The organism is Thermodesulfobacteriota bacterium, from assembly GCA_030583865.1.
Lineage (GTDB): Bacteria > Desulfobacterota > GWC2-55-46 > GWC2-55-46 > GWC2-55-46 > UBA5799.
Genome location: CP129479.1, coordinates 2,082,326 through 2,103,702, shown reverse-complemented (window position 1 = coordinate 2,103,702; position 21,377 = coordinate 2,082,326). Strand labels below are relative to the sequence as shown.

The window sequence follows — 21,377 nt, the reverse complement described above, 5'->3', positions numbered from 1 at the left end:
CTATGTGGTCGTCCCCGGTAGTTTTCTTGAAAATTGATCTTTTCCCCGGACTCTGCGTCAGGCCGTGAATAAAAATGCTCACATATTACATATATGCTCCGCTTTTTATTCCCGGCCCTTCCTTGATTGCGGGAAAAATCTCTAATTTTCAGGTATTGCCTTGTGCTATTTGCCCTCGGCAACGAACAGGCCCTTCAAGTCGTCAAGCGCCTTATTGAGCCTGGGCTTAAGGTCGTTGTCTATGGCCTTCTTGGTGCGTATCTCCTCTATTATCTCGGGGTGCCTGGACTCCATGAAGGCTATGAGCTCTTCCTCGTACCTCTTGAGGGCCGAGTTGGGGTAGGCGTCAACATAGCCGTTTGTGGCGGCGTATATGACGAGCACCTGCTTTTCGACGGGAAGGGGCTTGTACTGCCCCTGCTTAAGTATCTCGACGAGCTTGGAGCCCCTGTTGAGCTGCTTCTGTGTCGCCGGGTCGAGGTCGCTTCCGAACTGGGCGAACGCCGCGAGCTCCCTGTACTGCGCTAGCTCGAGCCTCAATGTGCCGGCGACCGACTTCATGGCCTTTATCTGGGCGCTTCCGCCGACGCGGGAGACCGAAAGCCCGACGTTGATGGCGGGCCTTATGCCGGAGTAGAAGAGGTCGGTCTCGAGGAATATCTGCCCGTCGGTAATGGATATGACGTTCGTCGGGATGTAGGCCGAGACGTCGCCAGCCTGCGTCTCGATTATCGGGAGCGCCGTAAGCGACCCGCCTCCGAGGGTGTCAGAGAGCTTCGCGGCCCTCTCGAGGAGCCTTGAGTGGAGGTAGAAGACGTCTCCGGGGTATGCCTCTCGGCCCGGGGGCCTGCGGAGCAGGAGCGAAAGCTGCCTGTAGGCGACCGCGTGCTTCGAGAGGTCGTCGTAGATTATGAGGGCGTGCATCCCGTTGTCCCTGAAGTACTCGCCTATGGCGCAGCCTGCGTACGGGGCCAGGAACTGCAGGGGAGCCGGGGAGCTTGCAGTGGCGGCGACGATAACGGTGTAGTCCATCGCGCCGAACTGCTTCAATTTCTCGGATATCTGGGCGACCGTCGACTGCTTCTGGCCGATGGCGACGTATATGCAGAAGACGTTCTGCCCTTTCTGGTTTATGATGGTGTCGATCGCGACCGCGGTCTTTCCGGTCTGGCGGTCGCCGATTATGAGCTCCCTCTGGCCCCTGCCGATGGGTATCATGGCGTCTATGGCCTTGATTCCGGTCTGGAGCGGCTCCTTGACGGATTTCCTCGCGACTATGCCGGGGGCCTTTATCTCGACCCTCCGCCTCTCTGCCGCCTCCAAGGGGCCCTTGTTGTCTATGGGCTGCCCGAGGGCGTTTACGACCCTGCCCATGAGGCCCTTGCCGACCGGGACCTCGACTATCCTTCCGGTCCTCTTGACCGTCGAGCCTTCCTTTACCGTCTGGTCGCTTCCGAGGAGCGCCGCTCCGACGTTGTCCTCCTCGAGGTTCAGGACCATGCCCTGGAGGCCGCCCTGGAATTCGAGGAGTTCCCCGGCCATTGCCTTCTCGAGGCCGTATATCCTCGCTATCCCGTCGCCGACAGATATGACGGTGCCGACTTCCTGTATGTCGATTTCCTTCTCAAATCCCTTTATCTGGGTCTTTATGAGCTGGCTTATTTCCTCTACCTTGATCATCTTCTAAACCACCCCTTCGAGTATTTTTTCCTTCATGAGTTCGAGCTGGGTCTTCAAGCTCCCGTCCAGGATGGTGTTCCCGATCTTGAGGACAAGCCCGCCCAGGAGGAGAGGGTTATGATTGCATGTAAGTACCACGTCCTTGCCGGTAAGGGATGAGAGTTTTTTCCTTATCTCATCGACGAGGGCCAGGGGAAGCTCGGTCGGGGAGTCCACCGAGGCCCTGATCCTGCCCGCGAGCCCGTCCTCGTAGGCCGAGTACGCGGCTGTTATCTCGTCCAGGAACCTCAAGTTCCTGGTGCGGACGAGTATCCCGAGGAATTTGGCGACATGGGACGAGAGCCCGGCGGAGGCGGCCACGTTGTCCATCAGGGACAGGCGGTCCTCCAGCTTGTACATGGGGTTAAGGAGCGCCTTTTCGAGCCCGGGGTTGCCGCTGAATACCGCGAGCACCGAGCGGAGCTCCTTCCCGTACTGGTCCCAGGTGTTGTTTTCCCTTCCGACCTCTATGAGGGCCTTCGCGAACCTCTTGGACGCGGAACTCTTCATCAGTTGATCCTCAGGTTGTTTAGGTATCCTTTAACGAGCCTGTCCTGGTCCGCAGGGGTGAACTCCTTCTTGAGTATCTCCTCGGCCAGCTCGACCGCGGCCCTTGCGGCCTCTTCGCGTATCTCGATCTTCGCCTTCTTTATTTCCTGCTCGGCGGCGGCCTTTGCCTGCTCCTTGAGCCTCTCGGCTGATTTCCCCGCCTCGGCTATTATCCTTTCCCTCTCGGATTCGCCCTCCGCCCGTAGCTCGTTATGTATCTCGGCTATCCTCGCGTCAAGGAGGCCCAGCTTGGCCCTGTACTCCGCGGCCTTCCTCTCGGCCTCTTCCTTGGCTGCCTGGGCCTCTTCGATGGCGGTCTTTATCTCGGCGCTCCTCTTGTCCAGGAGCTTGTTTACGACCTTCGTCCATACCAGGTAGACGCCGATTGCGAGCACGATGAAGTTGGCGACCTTCCATATCATGCCGTTTCCGTGGTCGCCTCCGGCGGCTGCGAAGGCAAAGGACGGCACAAGGAGGAATATCGCGATAAGCCCGGCAACGCTCCTGTCGAGGACTTTACCGGCTATCTCCCTGGCAAGGCCCCTTGCCTCGGTCTTCAATCCGGCAAGCGCGCCCTGCCTGCTCGAATCGAGTTCCTTTCTTATCTTGGCGAGCTCGGAAGCGGCCTCGGCCCGGGCGGCCTCGATTATTGCCTTTTCCCTGTCGATGCCTTCCTGCCTGAGCCTGCCCCTCTCCTCGTGCCCCTTAATGGCCGCTTCCTTGAGCCTCTTCTCATATCCGAGGAGCCCGTCGGCGACTTCTTTCTCGGTCCCGGCGGCCTTCTTGAGGCTCCCGGCTATGCGCTCGTCCCGTTCCTTCAATATACGCTGGACGGGCCTGTAAAGGAGCCTGTTGAGGATGATAAGCAGCACGAAAAAGCCGATTATCTGGAAAAGGAGGGTCTGGTCGAGTGATATCATCTATAGAGAGCCTTTGGTTTTTTTTACACTTCTTCCGTAAGCGCCCTGAACCGCGGGCCGCATGGGGGCCTCAGATTGTCCGGGGTGTGTGAAAGCCGATTTTTCAAAACTAAAACAGGGTATTGCTATCATATACAAAAGTTCGTTGTCAAGCGATTTAATTTGCGGGCTTGAGCCGTCCGCGCGTTATAAAAACACCGGTGCGCCGGTACGCTTAACGCGTGCGCGGTTATCAAGAACCCGGCCATGGTAAGGGGACATGCAGGAGGTCGGAACGGCTGGCTGAGGGTCCTCATGAAAAGTGCAGGGCCGCTACGCGGCCCTGCACTTCGGAGGGGATTGTAACACAGGGATGCGGAGCCATTCAATCCTTTTCGCCGCCTGGCTCCTTAATTATGGTCGTCCCTGCTCCCCCAGTATCGTGACCGGGGTCTCGCTTTCGAAATCACGGAGGACCCGGCCTTCTGTGCGGCCCAGGGAGTCGCTGCCGGGCGAAAGGGAGCCGGGCTCTTCCGTAATGCCCGGGACGGCCTGGGCGACCGGCGGCGGCTGGACAATGGTTATCCCCGGGGTTACCCCCGGCTCGAGCTCGCCAGGCGAAGGGAACGGGGGAAAAAGGAGGGCCGTCTCAGGAGGGACGTCGACTGCCGGGGACGGCACATCAGGAAGCACGGGGGGAGTTTCGCTAAGCGCCCTGGGCGGCCCCAGGGACGGCTGGGGCGGAGTTTCAAACGGAGATATCCCGCCTGCAACCGGAGGCGGAAGCGGCGTTGTAGCCGGGGGAAGCTCGGTAGTGGCAGGCGGAAGCGGTGTCGTGGTCTGGGGAAGTTCGGTTGTCGCTGGCGGAAGCGGTGTCGTCGGCTGAGGGATCTCGGTAGTGGCCGGAGGCAGCGGAGTTGTCGTCTGCGGAAGCTGTGCAGTCGGGGGAGGGACGGTTGTCGTGGGAGGAGGTATCGTCGTAGCAGGCGGAGGGGTCGCGGTAACCGGAGGCGGCGTCGCGGTTGTCGGAGGCGGCAAGGGCGTCGTTGCCTGAGGCGGCCCCAGGGACGGCGCACCGGAAGGCGCTCCGGGCGCCGGGGCTGCCCCGGCCTGGGCGGACGCGACGCCTGCGGTTAGAAAGACGGAAAAGACGGCGGCTAGAGGTGCGGTCGTCTTTTTCATGACAGGTTTTCCTCCTTTTCGGATAAGTCGGATGCACTATCATTAAAGTATGCACGAAAAAGAGCATACCTTCAGAAGACCTCAGGCTGCAGAAAAAGTCCATCTGCTTCGAAGGCTACGTCGCTGGCTACGAAGGCGTACACGAAAAGTACGCCTCATTCCTCGCTCCCCTACTCCAAAGGGGGCCTCGCATCTGGAGCTTTTTGAGCAGCCTGGATAAAACGGAGTTTTTCAGCAAGCTGCTAAAAAGAACATACCTTCAGAAGAGGCCGAGCCTGTCGCGCGCTTACCGCATCCCCATCCTCTGCCGCATGGCAAGGTCCTGCTGTCGAGTTATGAGGAAGTCCATCCTCTCGGAGAGCATCGCAAGCCTGTCCCTCGCATCGGGCGGCATCTCCCCGACCTGCTCCATCAGGTCTATGAGCTCACGGAGGGCCATCAGTGTCTCCTGCATGAGCTGCTCCCTTTCCATTGCCAGGAAGGGATCGGCAGGCTGCCGGAATTCCTGTGGAGGCAATTGCACGGGTATCGCGCGCCCGCCCGGTCCAGCCGAGGCGGAATGCGCTGAAAGGAGCAGAAGCGAGGCAAGAAGCGGAAACCAGGTCTTTTTCATGCTCATCCCTCCGCATGGATTTCCTGTCTCGACTATAGCAGAACTTTCATGGCGCGTTAGCAGGCTGCTGAAAAAGTCCATCTGCTTCGTTGTCTTCGTCGCTGGCTACGAAGGCGTACACGAAAAGTACGCCTCATTCCTCGCTCCTCGACGTCTCGCAGCTGGAGCTTTTTGAGCAGCCTGAATAAAAATGGAGTTTTTCAGCAAGTTGTTAGGAGGGCGGCTTCCCGGTCCCGGGCGGGATCACTTCACCGCCAAGCCTCCTCCCTTTCCAGAGGGCGTAGATGGCCGGGAGCACGAGCAATTCGAGGAGGACGGCCGTCACCATGCCGCCGACCATGGGCGCGGCTATCCTTTTCATCACGTCGGCGCCGGTGCCGGCGCTCCACATTATGGGCAGGAGTCCGGCTATCGTGGCCGACGCGGTCATCACCTTGGGCCTGACCCTCATGACCGCGCCCTCCCGAATCGCCTCGTAGAGGTCCTCGCGCGTATTCATCCTCCCTTCGGAGGCCCGTTTCTCGTAGGCGTGCTTCAGGTACATGAGCATGATGATGCCGGTCTCGGCGTCGAGGCCCGCCAGCGCCAGAAGCCCCACCGCCACCCCTATGCTCAGGTTGTAGTCGAGGAGGTAGAGCGTCCATGCGGCCCCGATGAGCGAGAAAGGGACGGCAAGGAGTATTATCAGGCACTCGGTTACGGACTTGAAATTGAGATAAAGGAGGAGGAAAATTATGCCGAGCGTAAGCGGCACTATGACCTTGAGCTTTCCGTAGGCCCTCTCCATGTACTCGTATTGGCCGGTCCACACGGCGTAATAGCCCGGAGGGAATTCTATGTTCTCCGATATGGCCGCCTTCGCGTCCTGCACGAAGCCGCCGATGTCCCTTCCCCTCACGTCCACGAATATCCAGTTGGTGAGAAGCGCGTTCTCGGTCCTTACCGCGGCCGGGCCCTTCCTGACCTCTATGAGCGCCACCTGCGATAGCGGCACGTGCTGCCCTCCTTCCGCGGGGACGAGCACGCGTCCTATCTTTACGATGTCGTCCCTCAACTCCCGCTTGTACCTCACGTTCACGGGATACCGTTCAAGCCCCTCGACCGTGGTGGTCACGTTCTCCCCCCCCACGGCCGAGGTTATGACCTCCTGTATGTCCTCCACCCTGAGCCCGTACCTCGCCGCCTCGCCGCGCTTTATGCGGATGTCGAGGTAGTATCCACCTAGCGCCCTTTCGGCGAAGGCGCTCGCCGTGCCGGGCACCTCTTTGAGCGCAGCCTCTATCTCGAGGGAGAGCCTTTCGAGCTCGGAAAGGTCATTCCCGAAGACCTTCACACCCACCGGAGTCCTTATGCCCGTGGAGAGCATGTCGAGCCTGGCCTTTATGGGCATTGTCCAGGCGTTTGTCACGCCCGGCATCCGGAGGGCCTCGTCAAGCTCCTCGATGAGCCTTTCCATCGTCATGCCGGGACGCCATTCCCTTTCGGGCTTGAGGTTGATTATCGTCTCGAACATCTCGAACGGGGCCGGGTCGGTTGCGGTCATGGCGCGCCCTGACTTGCCGAAGACGCTCTCGACCTCCGGAAAGCCCTTTATTATCCTGTTCTGCGTCTGGAGCATCTCCTGCGCCTTTGTCACGGATACGCCCGGAAGCGTAACGGGCATGTAGAAGAGGGTACCTTCGTTCAGCGGAGGCATGAACTCGCTCCCTATCCTCTTCATGGGATAGATGGCCGAGGCAAGGGCAAGGAGCGCGATAAAGATTGCCGTCTTCCTGTATTTCAGTGTTTTCAGGACCGCGGGCCTGTAGAGCCAGACGAGGAATTTCGTGATGGGGTTTTTTTCCTCGGGCCTTATCCGCCCCTTTATGAATATGCCCATGAGGACCGGGACGAGCGTTATGGTAAGGAACGCGGCCGCGGCCATCGCGAAGGTCTTGGTGAAGGCAAGGGGCTTGAAGAGCCTGCCTTCCTCGGCCTCCAGCGTGAAGACCGGCATGAAAGAGACGGTGATTATGAGGAGCGAGAAGAAGAGGGCGGGCCCCACCTCCTTTGCGGCCTCGGTTATCATGCCCCAGTGGTCTTTGCCCTTGCCTTCCCCCCTCTCGATGTGCTTGTGGGCGTTCTCGATCATTACTATCGCGCCGTCTATCATCGCGCCTATGGCTATGGCGATGCCGCCGAGGCTCATGATGTTGGCGTTTATCCCCATGAGCCTCATGACGATGAAGGAGGCGAGGACCGCTATGGGTAGCGTTATTATCGCGACGAGCGACGACCTGAAATGGAGGAGGAAGACGACGCAGACGAGCGAGACGAGGACTAGCTCCTCGACTATCTTTTCCTTCAGCGTGTCTATTGCCCGGTGAATGAGGCCGCTCCTGTCGTAGGCCGTCCTTATCTCGACCCCCGGCGGGAGGCCCGCCTCAAGCTCCCTGAGCTTGTCCTTTACCCCTTGTATGACATCAAGGGCGTTCTCGCCGAAGCGCATGACGACTATGCCGCCCACGGCCTCGCCCTTGCCGTTAAGCTCCGCAAGGCCCCGCCTCTCGTCGGGCCCGAGCTCGACCCTCGCAATGTCCCGTATCCTTACCGGCGTGCCGGTCCTGTCCGTCTTCAGTACGATGTCCTCTATGTCCGCTACGCCCTCGATATAGCCGAGGCCCCTCACCATGTACTCGCGCTCGGCCATCTCGATGACCCTGCCGCCCACGTCGCGGTTGCTCATCTCTATGGCTTTCGCGACTTCGCCGATGGAGACGCCGTATGTAAGGAGCCTGTTGGGGTCGACGTTGACCTGGTATTGCTTTACGAACCCGCCGATGGAGGCCACCTCGGCAACTCCCGGCACAGAGGTGAGCTGGTATCTTATGTACCAGTCCTGTATGGAGCGGAGCTCCGCGAGGCTGTACCCCTTGCCCTCGATTGTATACTCGTAGACCCATCCGACGCCCGTGGCGTCGGGGCCGAGGGAAGGCGTAACGCCCTTCGGGAGCTTGCCCGAGGCGAAGTTCAGGTATTCGAGGACGCGGCTCCTGGCCCAGTATATGTCCGTGCCGTCCTCGAAGATGACGTACACGAACGAGACGCCGAAGAAGGAATAGCCCCGGACGGTCTTTGCCTTTGGTACCGACATCATCGCGGTGGCGAGCGGGTACGTGACCTGGTCCTCCACGACCTGCGGGGCCTGGCCCGGGTGTTCCGTATATATGATTACCTGCACGTCGGAAAGGTCGGGTATGGCGTCAACCGGGGTCTTCGAGACCGCGTACACGCCCCAGCCGATGAGGAACGCGGTCGCGAGGAGGACCAGGAGCCTGTTCCTTACGGAAATCTCTATTATCCTGCCGAGCATCTTCAGTGCCCCTCGTGCGGATCGGCCAGTTCGCGGCCTGAGCGGTCAAGGCCGGTCCCGTGCGGCAGGCTCCCGGGGCCACCCTGGGGCGTGATATGTCCTGAATGGTCTTCTTGAGCCTTTTCCGGAGGAGGGGCCGGGGCTTCCTTCCCGGTCGCTCCATTGCCGTGCCTGTGCGCTCCCAGACCGGCGACGGCTGCCTTGAGCTTGCTTTCCGAGTCGATGAGGAAGTTTGCCTGGGTTACGACCCATTCGCCTTCCCTTACGCCTTTCAGCACCTGGAACCAGCCGTCAGCCTTGCCGCCGGTCGTTACTTCCCTGGGCTCAAAGGTCCCGTCCCGCCTGTCGATTATGATTATCTGCCTCTCGCCGGAATCGATCACGGCGGAATCCGGCACGGCTACGGCGGATTCCGCGATATTTACAGAAAGCTCCACGTTCAGGTACATGCCGAGCTTAAGCCTGTGGCCAGGGTTAGGGAGCTCGAACCTGACCTTCATTGTCCTCACTTCCGTGCCGGCCTCCGGCACGTATCTTATGGAGCCCAGGTGGCTGTATATGTGTTCTATCTTCCCGGCGTAGGCCTCTCCGGGCGAATAGGCAGGGGTGAGGGCCGCCTTCTGCCCCTTCTTCACATACGGCATCTCGTATTCGTATATCTCGCCGTAGACCCATACCGCCGAGTGGTCTATTATCTTGAAAAGGGGCTCTCCCGCGTCTATACGCTGCCCCTCTACGACCATCTTCTCGGTAACGCTCCCGCTCGACGGGGCGCTTATGGTCATGGTCCTCATGACCTTCCCGGATTTCCTCAGGAGCTCAATCTGCTCCTCCGAGATGTCCCAGTACCTGAGGCGCTGCCCTGCGGCCTCGAGGAGGGCCCGGGCCCCTTTACGGACCTCGGGGTACGGGCTTCCATTGACCTCTTCCGCGCCCTTCCACGCAAGGAGGTATTCCTCCTGCGCCGAGACGAGGTCGGGGCTGAAGAGCTCAAGGAGCTTCTGCCCCGTCTCGACCATCTGGTCCGTCCGGTCCACGTAAAGCTTCTCGACCCATCCTGGCACCTTCGCGTTTATGACGAAGACCCTGTTCTCCACCGGCTCGACCCTGCCTACGGTCCTTATGACCCTCTCAAGCCTCCGGCGGGCGGCCTCCTCCGACCTTACCCCTATCATCTGAAGCCGCTCCGGGCTTATCCTCACTGTGCCAGGCACCTCCGGTGCGTCGCCCTCGTACACCGGTATGTAGTCCATGCCCATCGAGTCCTTCATGGGAACCGGGGAGGTTATCTCCGGGTTCATGGGGTTGCGGTAATAGAGGACTTTTCTTTCTGTCTCGGTCCGGACCGGTGCCTCGCCAGGCTTAAGGTTCCATGCAAGCAGCCCGCCGGCTGCCAGTCCGAGCGCAAGAAAAACGATAGCGGCCAGATAAGGCTTCTTCATCCGTATCTCCTGATATTTCTTTACCCTCTCAGTTGAAGTCCAGGCCGGACCCTATGACCTTCTCGAGTTCGGCGATCCTCTTCATGTACTCCGCTACTGCCGCTACGCGCTCTACCCTGACCCTCTTAAGCTCCCGTTCCGTGTCGAGGAGGGCAAGGAGACCGGCCTTCCCGGCCTGGTAGTTCCTGACCGCTGATTCGTACGAAAGCTCGACGAGGGGCAGAAGGCTCGTCTCATAGAGGTCTATGGTCCTTTCGGCGGCCTCGATCAAGAGGACCGCGCTCCTTACCTCAAAGCCCTTGCGGTTCTCCGCTGCCCGGAGCCGCGCCTTTGCCGAGCGCGCCCCCGCGCGCGCCTCTTCCGAGAGGCTGTCGTACTTGCCCCGCCAGATGGGGATGTTCATCTGGAACATCACCCCGTAGCTGTCGAACCTGCCGTCCCGCTCCATGGGCTCGAACCCCACCATGAAGTCGGGGTAGTAGTTCTTTTTCGCCAGCCTGGCCGAGAGCTCGTTGGCCTCGGCCTCGGATTCGAGCGCCTTTACCTCAGGGTTTTGCGAGAGGGCGGCCCTGGTAAGCCCTTCAAGGTCGAGCGCCGCCCTGTTAAGCGGGAGCGCCGCCCTTTCCGGCAATGCCGAATCCTGCGGCCTGTCCAAGAGGGCCTTGAGCCTTGAAGCCGCTATCCCCTTCCGGGCCTCGAGCGAGATTATTTCCTCGTTTATGGCCGCTGTCTCGACGTTCACCCTTATGACGTCCTGCTGGGAGGCCTGACCTGTCGCGTACTTCGACTCAGCTATCCTTGTCATGTCCTCAAGCAGTCTTTTTATCTCCCGCGTAATCCTGATGGATTCATCCAGAAGCGCGTAATCGTAGTATGCGTTCTTTACCGATTCGATGACCTCGAGCTCCCTGGCCCTCAATTCCGCCTTCGCGGCCCCGGCCTCCCTTAGCGCGATATTCTCCCTGAGCGGCCTTTTGCCGGGGAAGGGGAACATCTGGCTTATCGAATATCTGGTTATTGCCGGCGGGCTTCCGAGCTCGAAGGGGCTTCCGGTCGGTATCTCTTCTCTCTCGATCCGGAAGACCGGGTCGTCAAGGGCGCCCTCGGCCCTGGAGCGGGCCATGAGGGCGCTGGCCCTCTCCTGCATGGCCCGTATCTCCGGGTTGTTGGCCAGGGCCTCATCGAGAAGGGGGCGGAGCTGAAGCTCGTCTTCCGAATGCGCCGCGCCCGGAGAGGCGAGCGAGAAAACGGCAATGAATGCCGATGCAACATATGCCAGCACTCGGGTGCTTCCTATCATCCCCGCTCCTCCTTCTACAAAATGTAGAATCAAAATCCAAAAAAATCAGTGTCCCTTGTGAGAGCAGTGGGTCTTGCAGTCGTCTATCAGCTCGGCATGGGTCTCGCACCGATCCATCGTGCAATCATGCGAAAGCGGGCCCGCATATATCGGCATGGCGAGGGATGCCGCCAGGAGAAAGGCGATTGCCACGCTCGCAGCCGCTTTCCCGGGCGTGACTGAGAACGCGGTCTTTTTCCCTTCGACAAGCCTCCGTATCCTGCCGGATACGTCCGCCTGGCTGCCGGTTATCGAAGGGACAGGCAGGCAGATGTTGTTCCTTGCGACCTTGAGTATGGCGGACGCGAGCGTGACCGGCCCGCAGGAAGACCTTGCCGCCGAGTCGTCCGCCTCCTCTTCCCTTTTTAGCCTTGAGTATGATGCGAGCTGGCGCGCAGCCGGGATATAGAAGAATGCGTCCTTGAGGAAGCCGAAGACGAAAAACCTCAACGGGTCCTTTCTCCTTTTATGGTTTATCTCATGCAGGAGGACGGCCTTCGCCTCTTCACTTGAAAGGCTTTTGAAGAGCCCGGTGGATATATAGACCCTGGGCCTCAAAAGGCCGCAGGTAAACGCGGCCCTGACGCTATCGTCTTTTATGACGGCGAGCCCGCCCTCGCAGTAATGCACCGGGAGTTTTATTACAGCCTTTCTCGTGCTTGCGAGGGACGAGGCCGCCCGGAAAGCGGCATACGCGAAGCCGGTGGCGGCGAGGATTGCCCCGGACCAGAAGAACGCAAGCTTGCCGATGGAAAGGAACTCTATGCACATGACAAGGAGAGATTGGCATGCCTCAAGCACGCTCCCGGTAAAGAAGAGTAGGGTCGGCAGCGCGTAAATGAGCCATGCGGCTGAAAACGCGAATACGGATATGAAAAGGAGAGGGGCGGCCATCAGCCTTCCTCCTTTGACTGCAGCTCTCTTTTTTTCGTCTCAATGAGCGTTGACAGGCGTTCGAGCTCATCCGGGTCGGCGTCGGCCAGGGCGTCCACGAACGAGGCGCATATGCCGGAAGATGATATCTCCATTATGCCCCGGAAGACGTCCTGGGACACGGCCCTGGCGAACTCGTCTTTGGTGTACGCCGGCCTGAACAGGAATACGCTCTCGCCCTTGGATTTACTGACGAGCCCCTTGTTCACGAGCCTTTCAAGTACCGTCAGGACGGTCGTGAGTGCGACCTGCCTTGAGGCGAGCCCTGAATGGAGTTCCCTGCCGCTAGCCTCCCCGCTATTCCAGAGGAACTCCATTATCTCCTGCTCAAGGGGCCCCAGGAGCTTGCCGTATCCGTCGAATCTGGCCTTTTTGGTCATCATCTTCTCCGCTTTCAATATATTCGACAAGGCGTAGAAAGTCAAGAGGAATTCCTTGCCAAGGAGGGTTCTATTGCTGTACCATTAAAAATCCAACAAACCCGTTTCTTTTCCATTCGGAGGCTTTTTGGGTTTCTTTATAACATTCGAGGGCATAGAGGGCTGCGGCAAATCCACCCAGCGGGAGCTCCTTAAGGGCTATCTCGAACGGAAGGGCAGGGAGGTCATTACGGTCAGGGAGCCTGGCGGCACTCTCCTTGGAGAGAAGGTAAGGGCCGTCCTTCTTGAGCGCGGGGAGGAACCCATAGCCCCCTGGGCCGAGCTGTTCCTTTACCAGGCCTGCAGGGCGCAGCTCGTAACGCGCGTCATAAGGCCGGCCCTTGAGGCCGGCAAGGTGGTCATATCCGACCGTTTCTACGACTCGACCCTCGCCTACCAGGGCTATGGAAGAGGCCTTGACAGGGCGGCTGTAAAAAAGCTCAATAGCCTCGGCTCCGGCGGCCTGGTCCCGGATCTGACCTTCCTCATAGATTGCGAAGTGGAAGAGGGCTTGAAGAGGGCCTTTTCGCGCATAGCCTCCGCAAAAGGAGCAAGGGAGGACCGTTTCGAAAGGGAGGACCTCGATTTCCACAGGCGCGTAAGGGACGGGTTTCTCAGGGCGGCAAAACGGGAGCCGAGGATGAGGGTCGTGGACGGCTCCGCTGAAATCTCTACGGTCCACAAGGAGATATGTGATATCATTGACAGGGCGATGGGCTAGCTGAAATGGGCTTTCAGGAGATAACCGGGCACGAGCGCGAGATAGCGATACTCAAGGGGCTCATAAATTCGGGAAGGGTCCCGCACGCGTTCCTGTTCGCGGGTCCTGACGGCATTGGAAAGAAGCTCGTGGCAAGGGCCTTTGCCGCGGCGCTCAACTGCGAATCTCCCGGCGGCAACTCGTGCGGGCTATGCCGCGACTGCGCCGCGATCGAGGGCGGGTCGCACCCCAACGTAATAGAGATATGGCCGCTCGATAAGCCGGTCGACAAGGGGGGCGAAAGGGACCCGCTCGGCCTCGTAAGGATAGACCAGATAAGGGAGGTGCAGTCGGTCCTCAGGTACAGGGCCGAGCGCGGCTCGAAGGTCGTAATCGTGAACGGGGCCGACAGGTTCATGCCCGCCGCCGCGAACGCGTTTTTGAAGACCCTCGAAGAGCCGCCCGGCGGGTCTGTGATCATACTCGTATCCTCCAGGCCCGCGGACCTCCTCCCTACGGTCGTCTCAAGGTGCAGGAGGGTAAACTTCAGGCCGCTCTCCGAGGACGCTGTAAGGGCCTTCCTCATAGAAAAAAAGGGAGTCGCCCCGGCCGAGGCAGGGGCCGTGGCGCGCCTTTCCGGGGGCTCCGTATCGATGGCCGTAAATTATATCGAAGAGGGTTGGCTCCAGAAGAGGAGAGACGTCGTCGAGAGGCTCCTGTCGTTCGGCCCGAACGACGCGGACGAGGCGCTTAAGTTCGCCGAGGAGCTTTCAAAGAGGGACGACCTCGACGAGACGCTCGACTTCCTTAAATCGTGGTACAGGGACAGGATAGTGGCGTTCGAGGGCGCGCCGCACCTCATAGCCAATACCGACATGCAAAGGCGCATGAAGGACGACCGCGTGGAGGACTTTAACCGCCTCTCTTCCTCTTTCTGGGCGGTCGAGGAGGCACTGAGGAACATCGCGCCCCCGAGGTACGGGAACAGGCAGCTCACGATGGAGGCGCTGGTCTTGAAGCTCTCTGGCGCGCTCCTGATGTAGCTCAAACCGGAACAGGATGGCTAAGCCGCGGGATTGACGGGCGGACGCACAGGCAAAGGATAAAGGCATGGTAAGGGTAGCTGGAGTCAGGTTCAAGAAGGCTTGCAAGGTCTACGATTTCGAGGCCGGGGTCCTGGAGCTCCGTCCGGGGGACGCAGTGATAGTGGAGGTCGAAAGGGGCCTCGGCATGGGGACGCTCGTCTACAGCCCCAGGGAGGTGGACCCGGCAACGCTCGCGAGGCCGCTTAAGAAGATTGTCAGGAAGGCCGACGCCGTGGACATAGAAAGGCTCGGCTTCAATACCGAGAGGGAGAACGAGGCCTTGGCCATTTGCAAGGAGAGGATACTCAAGTACAACCTTCCCATGAAGCTCATAAGGGTAGAGTACCTCTTCGATTCGAGCAAGGCCATATTCTATTTCACGTCCGACACCAGGGTCGATTTCCGCGAGCTGGTAAAGGACCTTGCCGCTACCTTCCACACCAGGATAGAGATGCGGCAGATAGGCGTGAGGGACGAGGCCAAGATGATAGGCGGCCTCGGCCCGTGCGGCAGGGAGCTATGCTGCTCGGGGTTCCTCGCGGACTTCGAGCCCGTGACCATAAAGATGGCCAAGGAGCAGAACCTGGCCTTGAACCCCGTCAAGATCTCCGGCATATGCGGCAGGCTCATGTGCTGCCTCTCCTACGAGCACGACTTCTACCAGAGCGAGAGGAAGAGGGACAGGGAAAAGGAAAGGGATGGCGTAAGGGACGGCGCCAAGGACACAAACGACAGGGGCAAGGGCGACGAGAAGCGCCAGAGGCCCGACCGGGACCGTGGAAAAAAGCCGGGCAAGGCCGCACAAGGACAGCAGGGACAGCAGGGACAGCAGGGACAGCAGGGACAGCAGGGACAGCAGGGACAGCAGGGACAGCAGGGACAGAAAAGCGGGTGCGGCGGCTGCGGAAGGCATGACAAGAAAAAGCACAGGCCCAGGAATGACGGGAAACCCGGGCAGGGGGCTGACGGAAAACCCGGGCAGGGGGCTGACGGAAATGCCTGAGGCTGAAAAGACCTTTTACGTCACCACGCCGATTTATTACGTGAACGACGTGCCGCACATAGGGCACGCCTACACGACCGTAGCCGCGGACTGCATAGCCCGTTTCAAGAGGCTCAAGGGCCTCGACGTCCTTTTCCTGACAGGCACCGACGAGCACGGCCAGAAGGTCGAGAAGGCCGCTGCGGCTGCCGGGCTAGCGCCTTCGGATTTCGCCTCGGGCGTGGGGCAGAGGTTCAAGGACCTCTGGGCCAGGCTCAATATCACGAACGACGACTTCATAAGGACTACCGAGGAGAGGCACCTTAAGGCGGTCTCCAGGCTCTGGGAGACGGTGCAGGCAAAGGGCGAAATCTATCTCGGCGAGTACGAGGACTGGTACTGCACCCCGTGCGAGAGTTTCTGGACCGACAAGCAGCTCAAGGACGGCAAATGCCCGGACTGCGGCCGCCCGGTTGAGAAGCTCAAGGAGCCGAGCTATTTTTTCAGGCTCTCCAAATACGGCGAGCCGCTACTTAAACATATTGAAGGGAACCCGGGCTTCATAAGGCCCGAGAACAGGAGAAACGAGGTCGTCTCCTTTTTAAGAGAAGGGCTCCGCGACCTGAGCGTAAGCAGGACCACCTTCAAATGGGGCATACCGGTGCCGGGCGACCCGGCGCACGTCATGTACGTCTGGTTCGACGCGCTCACCAATTACCTGACCGCGACGGGCTACCCGGACGACATGGGCCGGAACAAAAGGTACTGGCCCGCTGACGTGCATCTTATCGGGAAAGACATACTCCGCTTCCATGCGGTATACTGGCCCGCCTTCCTCATGGCAGCGGGCCTTGAGCCTCCGAAAGAGGTCTTTGCCCACGGGTGGTGGACCATCGAGGGGCAGAAGATGAGCAAGTCAAAGGGGAATGTCGTGGACCCCTGGGCGACTGCCGAGAAGTTCGGGGTTGACGCGTTCCGCTATTTCCTTTTGCGCGAGGTGCCGTTCGGGGTCGACGGCGACTTTTCCGAGAAGGCACTTGTAGGGAGGCTCAATAGCGACCTCGCGAACGACCTCGGGAATCTCTTGAGCAGGTCGGTCACCATGATAGAGAAGTACAGGGCAGGCGTCGTCCCCCGGGCGGATTCGGTCGAGAGGGAGGAGCTTGAAGGGAGGGTCAGGTTCCTTTTTAAAGAGCTCCCGCACCAGTACGAAGAAAAAATGAACGGGCTCTCTTTCCACGAGGCCATCGGAAAGGCATGGGCAATCGTAAGGGAGCTCAACATGTACGTCGACAAGGCCGCTCCGTGGAAGGAGAAGGACGAGGCGACGCTTTCGGCTGTGCTGGCGACCCTCGCGGAAGGGCTCCGGATAATCGCGATATACGCATGGCCCGTTATCCCGGACTCTGCCCAAAAGATATGGGAGAGCCTCGGGCTTGAAGGCGACATAGGAAAGGCAGGGTTCGATGAGGCAGTGGCCTGGGGAAATACGCTTTCAGGCCTCAAGGTCAAAAAAACGCCCCCGCTCTTCCCGAGGGTGCAGTAGCGAGGCCCCTCTTTTTTAAAGAGGGGAACGGGGAGATTATCAAATCGATTTTATAATCCCCCTTTATCCCCCTTTAGAAAAGGGGGATATTCATATGGGATATATTGATTCGTTGATGGAAAAACCATATCTGATCGACAGCCACGCCCACCTCGACGACCCGAGGTTCGCGGACGACCTCGATGAGGTCATAACCAGGGCAAAAGAGGCGGGGCTAAAGACCATAATCACCGTAGGGTGCTGGAGCAAGAAGGACGGCTTCGTAAGGCCGGTGGAGCTTGCCTCGAAGCACGATTTCATCTATCTCGCGCTCGGGGTTCACCCGCACGACTCAAGGGACGCCGCGGGCAAGGCCCCCTGGGACGAGATACGGAAGTTCGCTCTCGGAGAGGGCCCCGCGATAAAAAAGCTCGTGGCGATAGGCGAGACCGGGCTCGACTATTATTACGACCACTCGCCCAAGAAGGCGCAGAAGGACGCGTTCCTTAAGCAGATAAGGCTTGCGAGGGAGCTGAACCTCCCTCTCATCATACACACGAGGGACGCTGAGGCCGACACCCTCGACATCCTCCGCTCCGAGGGGGCGGGAGAGATCGGCGGGGTCTTCCATTGCTTCTCAGGCTCGAAGGAGATGGCAAAGGCAGCACTGGACATGGGCTTCCATCTTTCCTTCACCGGGGTCGTCACATTCGCCAAAGCCGAAGCGCTCCGCGAGGTCGTAAAGACCGTGCCCATAGAGAAGATGCTCATCGAGACCGACTGCCCGTATCTCGCGCCCGAGCCCTACAGGGGCCGGAGGAACGAGCCCTCGTTCGTCCTGGAGACGGCAAGGGAGATAGCGGCCGTAAAGGGCTTGAGCTTCGACGATGTGGCCAGGATAACGAGCCTCAACGCGGAAGACCTCTTCGGCCTCAGGGGCGCAATTGACAAGGCCCGGATAGCTTATCCCATAAGGAAGTCCCTGTACCTCAACATAACAAACAGGTGCTCGAACCATTGCACCTTCTGCGCCAAGTTCAAGTCATATACGGTCAAGGGGCATTACCTGAGGCTACGCGAGGAGCCGACATTCGCCGAGATAGTCTCCGCCATAGGCCCTGACCCGGAGGAGAAGTACGACGAGATAGTCTTCTGCGGATTCGGGGAGCCGCTAATAAGGCTCGATATCGTCAAAGAAGTCGGGATGTACCTTAAGCGTAGGGGCTGCAGGATCCGGATAGACACCGACGGCCTTGCGAACCTCGTCCACGGGAGGAACGTTCTTCCGGAACTGAAGTTCGTTGACTGCGTTTCCGTGAGCCTCAATGCCCCGGACTCGAAGACATACCAGAAGCTCGTCAAGACCCCGTTCAAGGACGACGCCTTTCCCGCCATACTCTTTTTCTTGAGGGAAGCCAAGAAGCACATATCGAAGGTGGTGGCAAGCGTCGTGGCCGTGCCCGGCCTTGATATCGAGGCCTGCCGTAAAGTTGCCGAAGACGAGATAGGAGTGAAGTTCAGGGTGAGGGAGTATAATACGGTAGGGTGAGCGCTTAGGCAACCTCTGGAAAATTGATCTTTTCTCCGGACTCTGTGTCAGGCCGGGAATAAAATTGCTCACATATTGTCACATATGCTCCGCTTTTTATTCCCGGCCTTCCTTGATTTCGGGAAAAATCTCCAATTTTCAGAGGTTGCCTGACGGAATTCGCGCAGTAAGATTGTAGGTCGGGTTAGCGCAGCGTAACCCGACAAAGCTTTGTGCTCTCTCTTAATGGGATTCGCGCAATACGGTTAAAGACATTCTCAGGCCTTGTGCAAAAAGCCATTAACGCGCTGCCGCGCTTTTTTTGGGCATAAGGCTCCGCTCGCTTCTTCCCCCTGCCTTATGCTCGCACGCCTTATGCCCCTGGGTGGTTTGAAATGCAAAAACAAAGGTGATGTGAGATTCTTTTGGTCTTGAAACAAACCCCAGAGGGTAAGGCGAGCGTAGCATAAGGGATGCAGAGCGTGAACGGGCTGGGGATGTAGAACGAGGCCCTTCGCTTCGCTCAGGGTAAACTCCGCGACTTCAGGGGCCCGTTCACGGGGTGGGGAGGTGGCAAGCAAGCGAGTCTTACCCTCGAAAACCGCGCGGAAGCGCGGAAAAGGTCTTTTGCACAAAACCGCGGGAAGCGCGGAAAAGGCCTTTTGCACAAATCTCACGGCAATCCGGAAAAGGTCTGCTCCGTTTGTCATCAGAAACTATTCGCTTTGCGGAATCAACCCTAATCCTTCTTTTGACACTCCCATCCCTTGATGGTATCCTCATCCATTGGAGTAGAAGCTTATGTCATTCAGGTCAGGTTTTGTTTCCATAATAGGCAGGCCCAATGCTGGGAAGTCCACGCTCTTGAATAGCGTCCTCGGCGAGAAGATATCCATCGTCTCGCCCAAGCCGCAGACGACCCGGAACGTCGTAAGGGGCATCAAGAACCTCGAAGACTGCCAGATGGTCTTCATAGACACGCCCGGCATACACAAGGGCAAGGGCCTCCTTAACGAACGTATGGTAAGGGAGGCTGTCGCTTCACTAAAGGACGTGGACGCGGTGGTCCTCCTCGTGGAGGCGGACAGGCCCGTTACGGACGAGGACAGGCAAATAATCAACTCGCTGAAGGGCCTCAAGTGCCCTGTCCTTCTCGGGGTAAACAAGGTAGACAGGATAGACAAGCGGCAGATACTCCCCCTTATCGACGAATACTCGAAGATGTACGCCTTCAGGGAAGTGATTCCCCTTTCGGCGCTAAAAGGAGAGGGTGTGGAGCTCCTTGTAGGGACGCTCTCGGCCCTCATGCCAGAGGGGCCGAAATACTTCCCGGACGACATCCTTACCGACGTGCCCGAGAGGTTCATAGCCGCGGAGATAGTGAGGGAGAAGGTCTTCCTCTTCGTCCGCGAGGAGATACCATACTCGGTCGCAGTGGTCGTGGACAAGTTCGTCGAAAAGAAGGGGCTCATATCCATAACCGCCACCATAAACGTCGAGAGGGAGTCCCAGAAGGGCATAATCATCGGCAAGGGCGGGTCCATGCTCAAGAAGATTGGCACTTCCGCGCGCGAGGAGATAGAAAAGCTCCTCGGCTCCAGGGTCTTTTTGGAGCTGTTCGTACGCGTCCAGAAGGAGTGGACAAAAAAGCCGGGCGCGTTGAAGGAATTCGGATACTGATTGATACCACTCACCCCTGCCCTCTCCCGCAAGGGGAGAGGGTGGCGGTTATGGACCTCCCCTAAGGCGGAGGGATTGTAAGTGAGAGTAGATTAAAGGAGTCCAGGCGTAAGCATTTATGAAACCGGTCGTAGCTATCGTCGGCAGGCCCAACGTGGGGAAGTCGACCCTTTTTAACAAGCTCCTCGGGAGGAAACGGGCCATCGTGCACGATATGCCGGGGGTGACGAGAGACCTGAATTTCGCCGACATGGAGGAAGGAGGCCGCCAGTTCACGCTCGTGGACACCGGCGGCTTCGAATCCGAAACCGAAGACATCGTCCTTGCCCAGGTGCGGGAGCAGGCCCGCCTTGCGATCGAGGACGCGGACCTCATCGTATTCGTAATGGACGGTAGAAATGGCCCGGCCCCGGACGATATCGAGCTCGTGGGGATGCTCAGGAAATCAGGGAAGCCCGTCGTGTACGCGGTAAACAAGATAGACACGCCCAGGTATGAGGCCCTCGCCATGGAGTTCTACTCTCTCGGCATAGGCGAGGTGCTGGCGATATCGGCGGAGCACGGCGCGGGAATAAACGAGCTCCTGGACGCGGTGCTGGAAAAGCTCCCTCAGAAGCCCCAGGCCCCCGAGGACGAGGAGAGGGTGAGGGTTGCGATAGTGGGAAGGCCCAACGTCGGAAAGTCCTCGCTCCTCAACCGCATAACCGGCAGGCCCAGGGCCATAGTGAGCGCCGTCGCCGGTACGACCAGGGACCCCGTTGACATGCCGGTCGATATAGACGGCAGGAAATACCTCTTCGTCGATACCGCGGGGATAAGGAGGAAGAGCAAGGTCAGCATGACTGTCGAGACCTACTCGGTCATGGAGGCCATAAGGTCGATAGAGCGGTGCGACGCCGCCATCCTCGTGGTAGACGGCAAGGACGGCATAACCTCGCAGGACGAGAAGATAGCGGGCCTCATCGAGGACAGGAAAAAATGCTGCGTCGTCCTCGTCAATAAGTGGGACCTCGTGGAGAAGGACACGCGTACCGCCGACTACGCGGCGGATACCATAAGGAAGAAGCTCCCGTTCATCTCCTACGCGCCCGTGCTATTCGTCTCTGCCCTCACCGGCCAGAGGGTGCCGAGGATATTGGAGACAGTGGACTCGCTGGTCGAGAAATCAAGGAGGCAGGTGGCCACCTCGGCCCTTAACAGCGCCCTTGAATCGGTGGTCTCAAGGTACGGCCCCCACGCCTTCAGGGGCAAGGAAGTGAAGTTCTACTACGCCACCCAGGTCGGCACCGCGCCGCCTGCCTTCATAATCTTCACCAACCACCCGGAGGGCGTCGAAGACTCCTACAAGCGGTACCTGGCATCGGGGCTCCGGGAAACACTCGGGCTCGAGGAGGTACCCTTGAGGCTCGTTTTCAGGGAAAGACATTGAG

The 21,377-nt window shown here is 59.1% G+C and carries 17 protein-coding genes; 8 read left to right on the top strand and 9 right to left on the bottom strand.

The window, feature by feature from the left end; all coding sequences use genetic code 11:
- Window positions 1-165 precede the first annotated feature (165 nt).
- Genes atpA through QY316_10015 form a run of 3 tightly spaced genes read right to left on the bottom strand, consistent with a single transcriptional unit; the run spans window position 166 to window position 3,188 of the window.
- Window positions 166-1,680, bottom strand: coding sequence for a F0F1 ATP synthase subunit alpha (atpA, locus tag QY316_10025; GenBank protein WKZ32240.1), 1,515 nt, complete (start codon window positions 1,678-1,680; stop codon window positions 166-168).
- Window positions 1,681-1,683: 3 nt separating this feature from the next.
- A complete protein-coding gene (atpH, locus tag QY316_10020; GenBank protein WKZ32239.1) occupies window positions 1,684-2,229 on the bottom strand; it encodes an ATP synthase F1 subunit delta in 546 nt (181 codons plus the stop codon).
- Window positions 2,229-3,188 carry an ATP synthase F0 subunit B gene (locus QY316_10015; GenBank protein ID WKZ32238.1) on the bottom strand — a complete coding sequence of 320 codons (960 nt, stop codon included), beginning with the start codon at window positions 3,186-3,188 and terminating at the stop codon, window positions 2,229-2,231. Before QY316_10015 ends, atpH begins: the two co-directional genes overlap by 1 nt.
- A 466-nt stretch (window positions 3,189-3,654) precedes the next feature.
- On the opposite strand from QY316_10015, the gene QY316_10010 reads away from it, so the two are divergent.
- Window positions 3,655-4,053: a hypothetical protein gene (locus QY316_10010; GenBank protein WKZ32237.1), complete on the top strand. Its 399-nt coding sequence runs from the start codon at window positions 3,655-3,657 to the stop codon at window positions 4,051-4,053.
- Between the two features lie 582 nt (window positions 4,054-4,635).
- Here the strand turns inward: QY316_10010 and QY316_10005 are convergent.
- The 6 genes from QY316_10005 to QY316_09980 form a co-directional block, all read right to left on the bottom strand.
- A complete protein-coding gene (locus QY316_10005) occupies window positions 4,636-4,962 on the bottom strand; it encodes a hypothetical protein (GenBank protein WKZ32236.1) in 327 nt (108 codons plus the stop codon).
- Window positions 4,963-5,173: 211 nt separating this feature from the next.
- Complete coding sequence (locus QY316_10000; GenBank protein ID WKZ32235.1) at window positions 5,174-8,314, bottom strand: efflux RND transporter permease subunit; 3,141 nt, start codon at window positions 8,312-8,314, stop codon at window positions 5,174-5,176.
- 2 nt (window positions 8,315-8,316) lie between these two features.
- Window positions 8,317-9,756, bottom strand: a complete 1,440-nt coding sequence (locus QY316_09995) for an efflux RND transporter periplasmic adaptor subunit (protein ID WKZ32234.1) — start codon at window positions 9,754-9,756, stop codon at window positions 8,317-8,319.
- 28 nt (window positions 9,757-9,784) lie between these two features.
- Window positions 9,785-11,056 (bottom strand): TolC family protein, encoded by a 1,272-nt coding sequence (locus QY316_09990; protein ID WKZ32233.1) that lies wholly within the window; start codon window positions 11,054-11,056, stop codon window positions 9,785-9,787.
- Window positions 11,057-11,101: 45 nt separating this feature from the next.
- Entirely contained in the window at window positions 11,102-11,989 is an 888-nt protein-coding gene (locus tag QY316_09985; protein ID WKZ32232.1) for a M56 family metallopeptidase, read from the bottom strand.
- Entirely contained in the window at window positions 11,989-12,411 is a 423-nt protein-coding gene (locus tag QY316_09980; protein ID WKZ32231.1) for a BlaI/MecI/CopY family transcriptional regulator, read from the bottom strand. The genes QY316_09985 and QY316_09980 overlap by 1 nt, the downstream gene beginning before the upstream one ends.
- 124 nt (window positions 12,412-12,535) lie before the next feature.
- On the opposite strand from QY316_09980, the gene tmk reads away from it, so the two are divergent.
- The 7 genes from tmk to der all read left to right on the top strand — a co-directional run bounded on the left by tmk (window position 12,536) and on the right by der (window position 21,376).
- Window positions 12,536-13,168 carry a dTMP kinase gene (gene tmk, locus QY316_09975; protein ID WKZ32230.1) on the top strand — a complete coding sequence of 211 codons (633 nt, stop codon included), beginning with the start codon at window positions 12,536-12,538 and terminating at the stop codon, window positions 13,166-13,168.
- A 5-nt stretch (window positions 13,169-13,173) separates the two neighbouring features.
- On the top strand, window positions 13,174-14,190 hold the full coding sequence (holB, locus tag QY316_09970) for a DNA polymerase III subunit delta' (GenBank protein WKZ32229.1): 1,017 nt from the start codon (window positions 13,174-13,176) through the stop codon (window positions 14,188-14,190).
- Window positions 14,191-14,257: 67 nt separating this feature from the next.
- A complete protein-coding gene (locus tag QY316_09965; protein WKZ32228.1) occupies window positions 14,258-15,235 on the top strand; it encodes a stage 0 sporulation family protein in 978 nt (325 codons plus the stop codon).
- Window positions 15,228-16,760: a methionine--tRNA ligase gene (gene metG / locus QY316_09960; GenBank protein WKZ32227.1), complete on the top strand. Its 1,533-nt coding sequence runs from the start codon at window positions 15,228-15,230 to the stop codon at window positions 16,758-16,760. The genes QY316_09965 and metG overlap by 8 nt, the downstream gene beginning before the upstream one ends.
- Window positions 16,761-16,854: 94 nt before the next feature.
- Window positions 16,855-18,288, top strand: coding sequence for a YchF/TatD family DNA exonuclease (locus tag QY316_09955; protein WKZ32226.1), 1,434 nt, complete (start codon window positions 16,855-16,857; stop codon window positions 18,286-18,288).
- Between the two features lie 780 nt (window positions 18,289-19,068).
- A complete protein-coding gene (gene era / locus QY316_09950) occupies window positions 19,069-19,947 on the top strand; it encodes a GTPase Era (GenBank protein ID WKZ32225.1) in 879 nt (292 codons plus the stop codon).
- A gap of 118 nt (window positions 19,948-20,065) precedes the next feature.
- Window positions 20,066-21,376, top strand: coding sequence for a ribosome biogenesis GTPase Der (gene der, locus QY316_09945; GenBank protein ID WKZ32224.1), 1,311 nt, complete (start codon window positions 20,066-20,068; stop codon window positions 21,374-21,376).
- Window position 21,377: the final 1 nt, after the last annotated feature.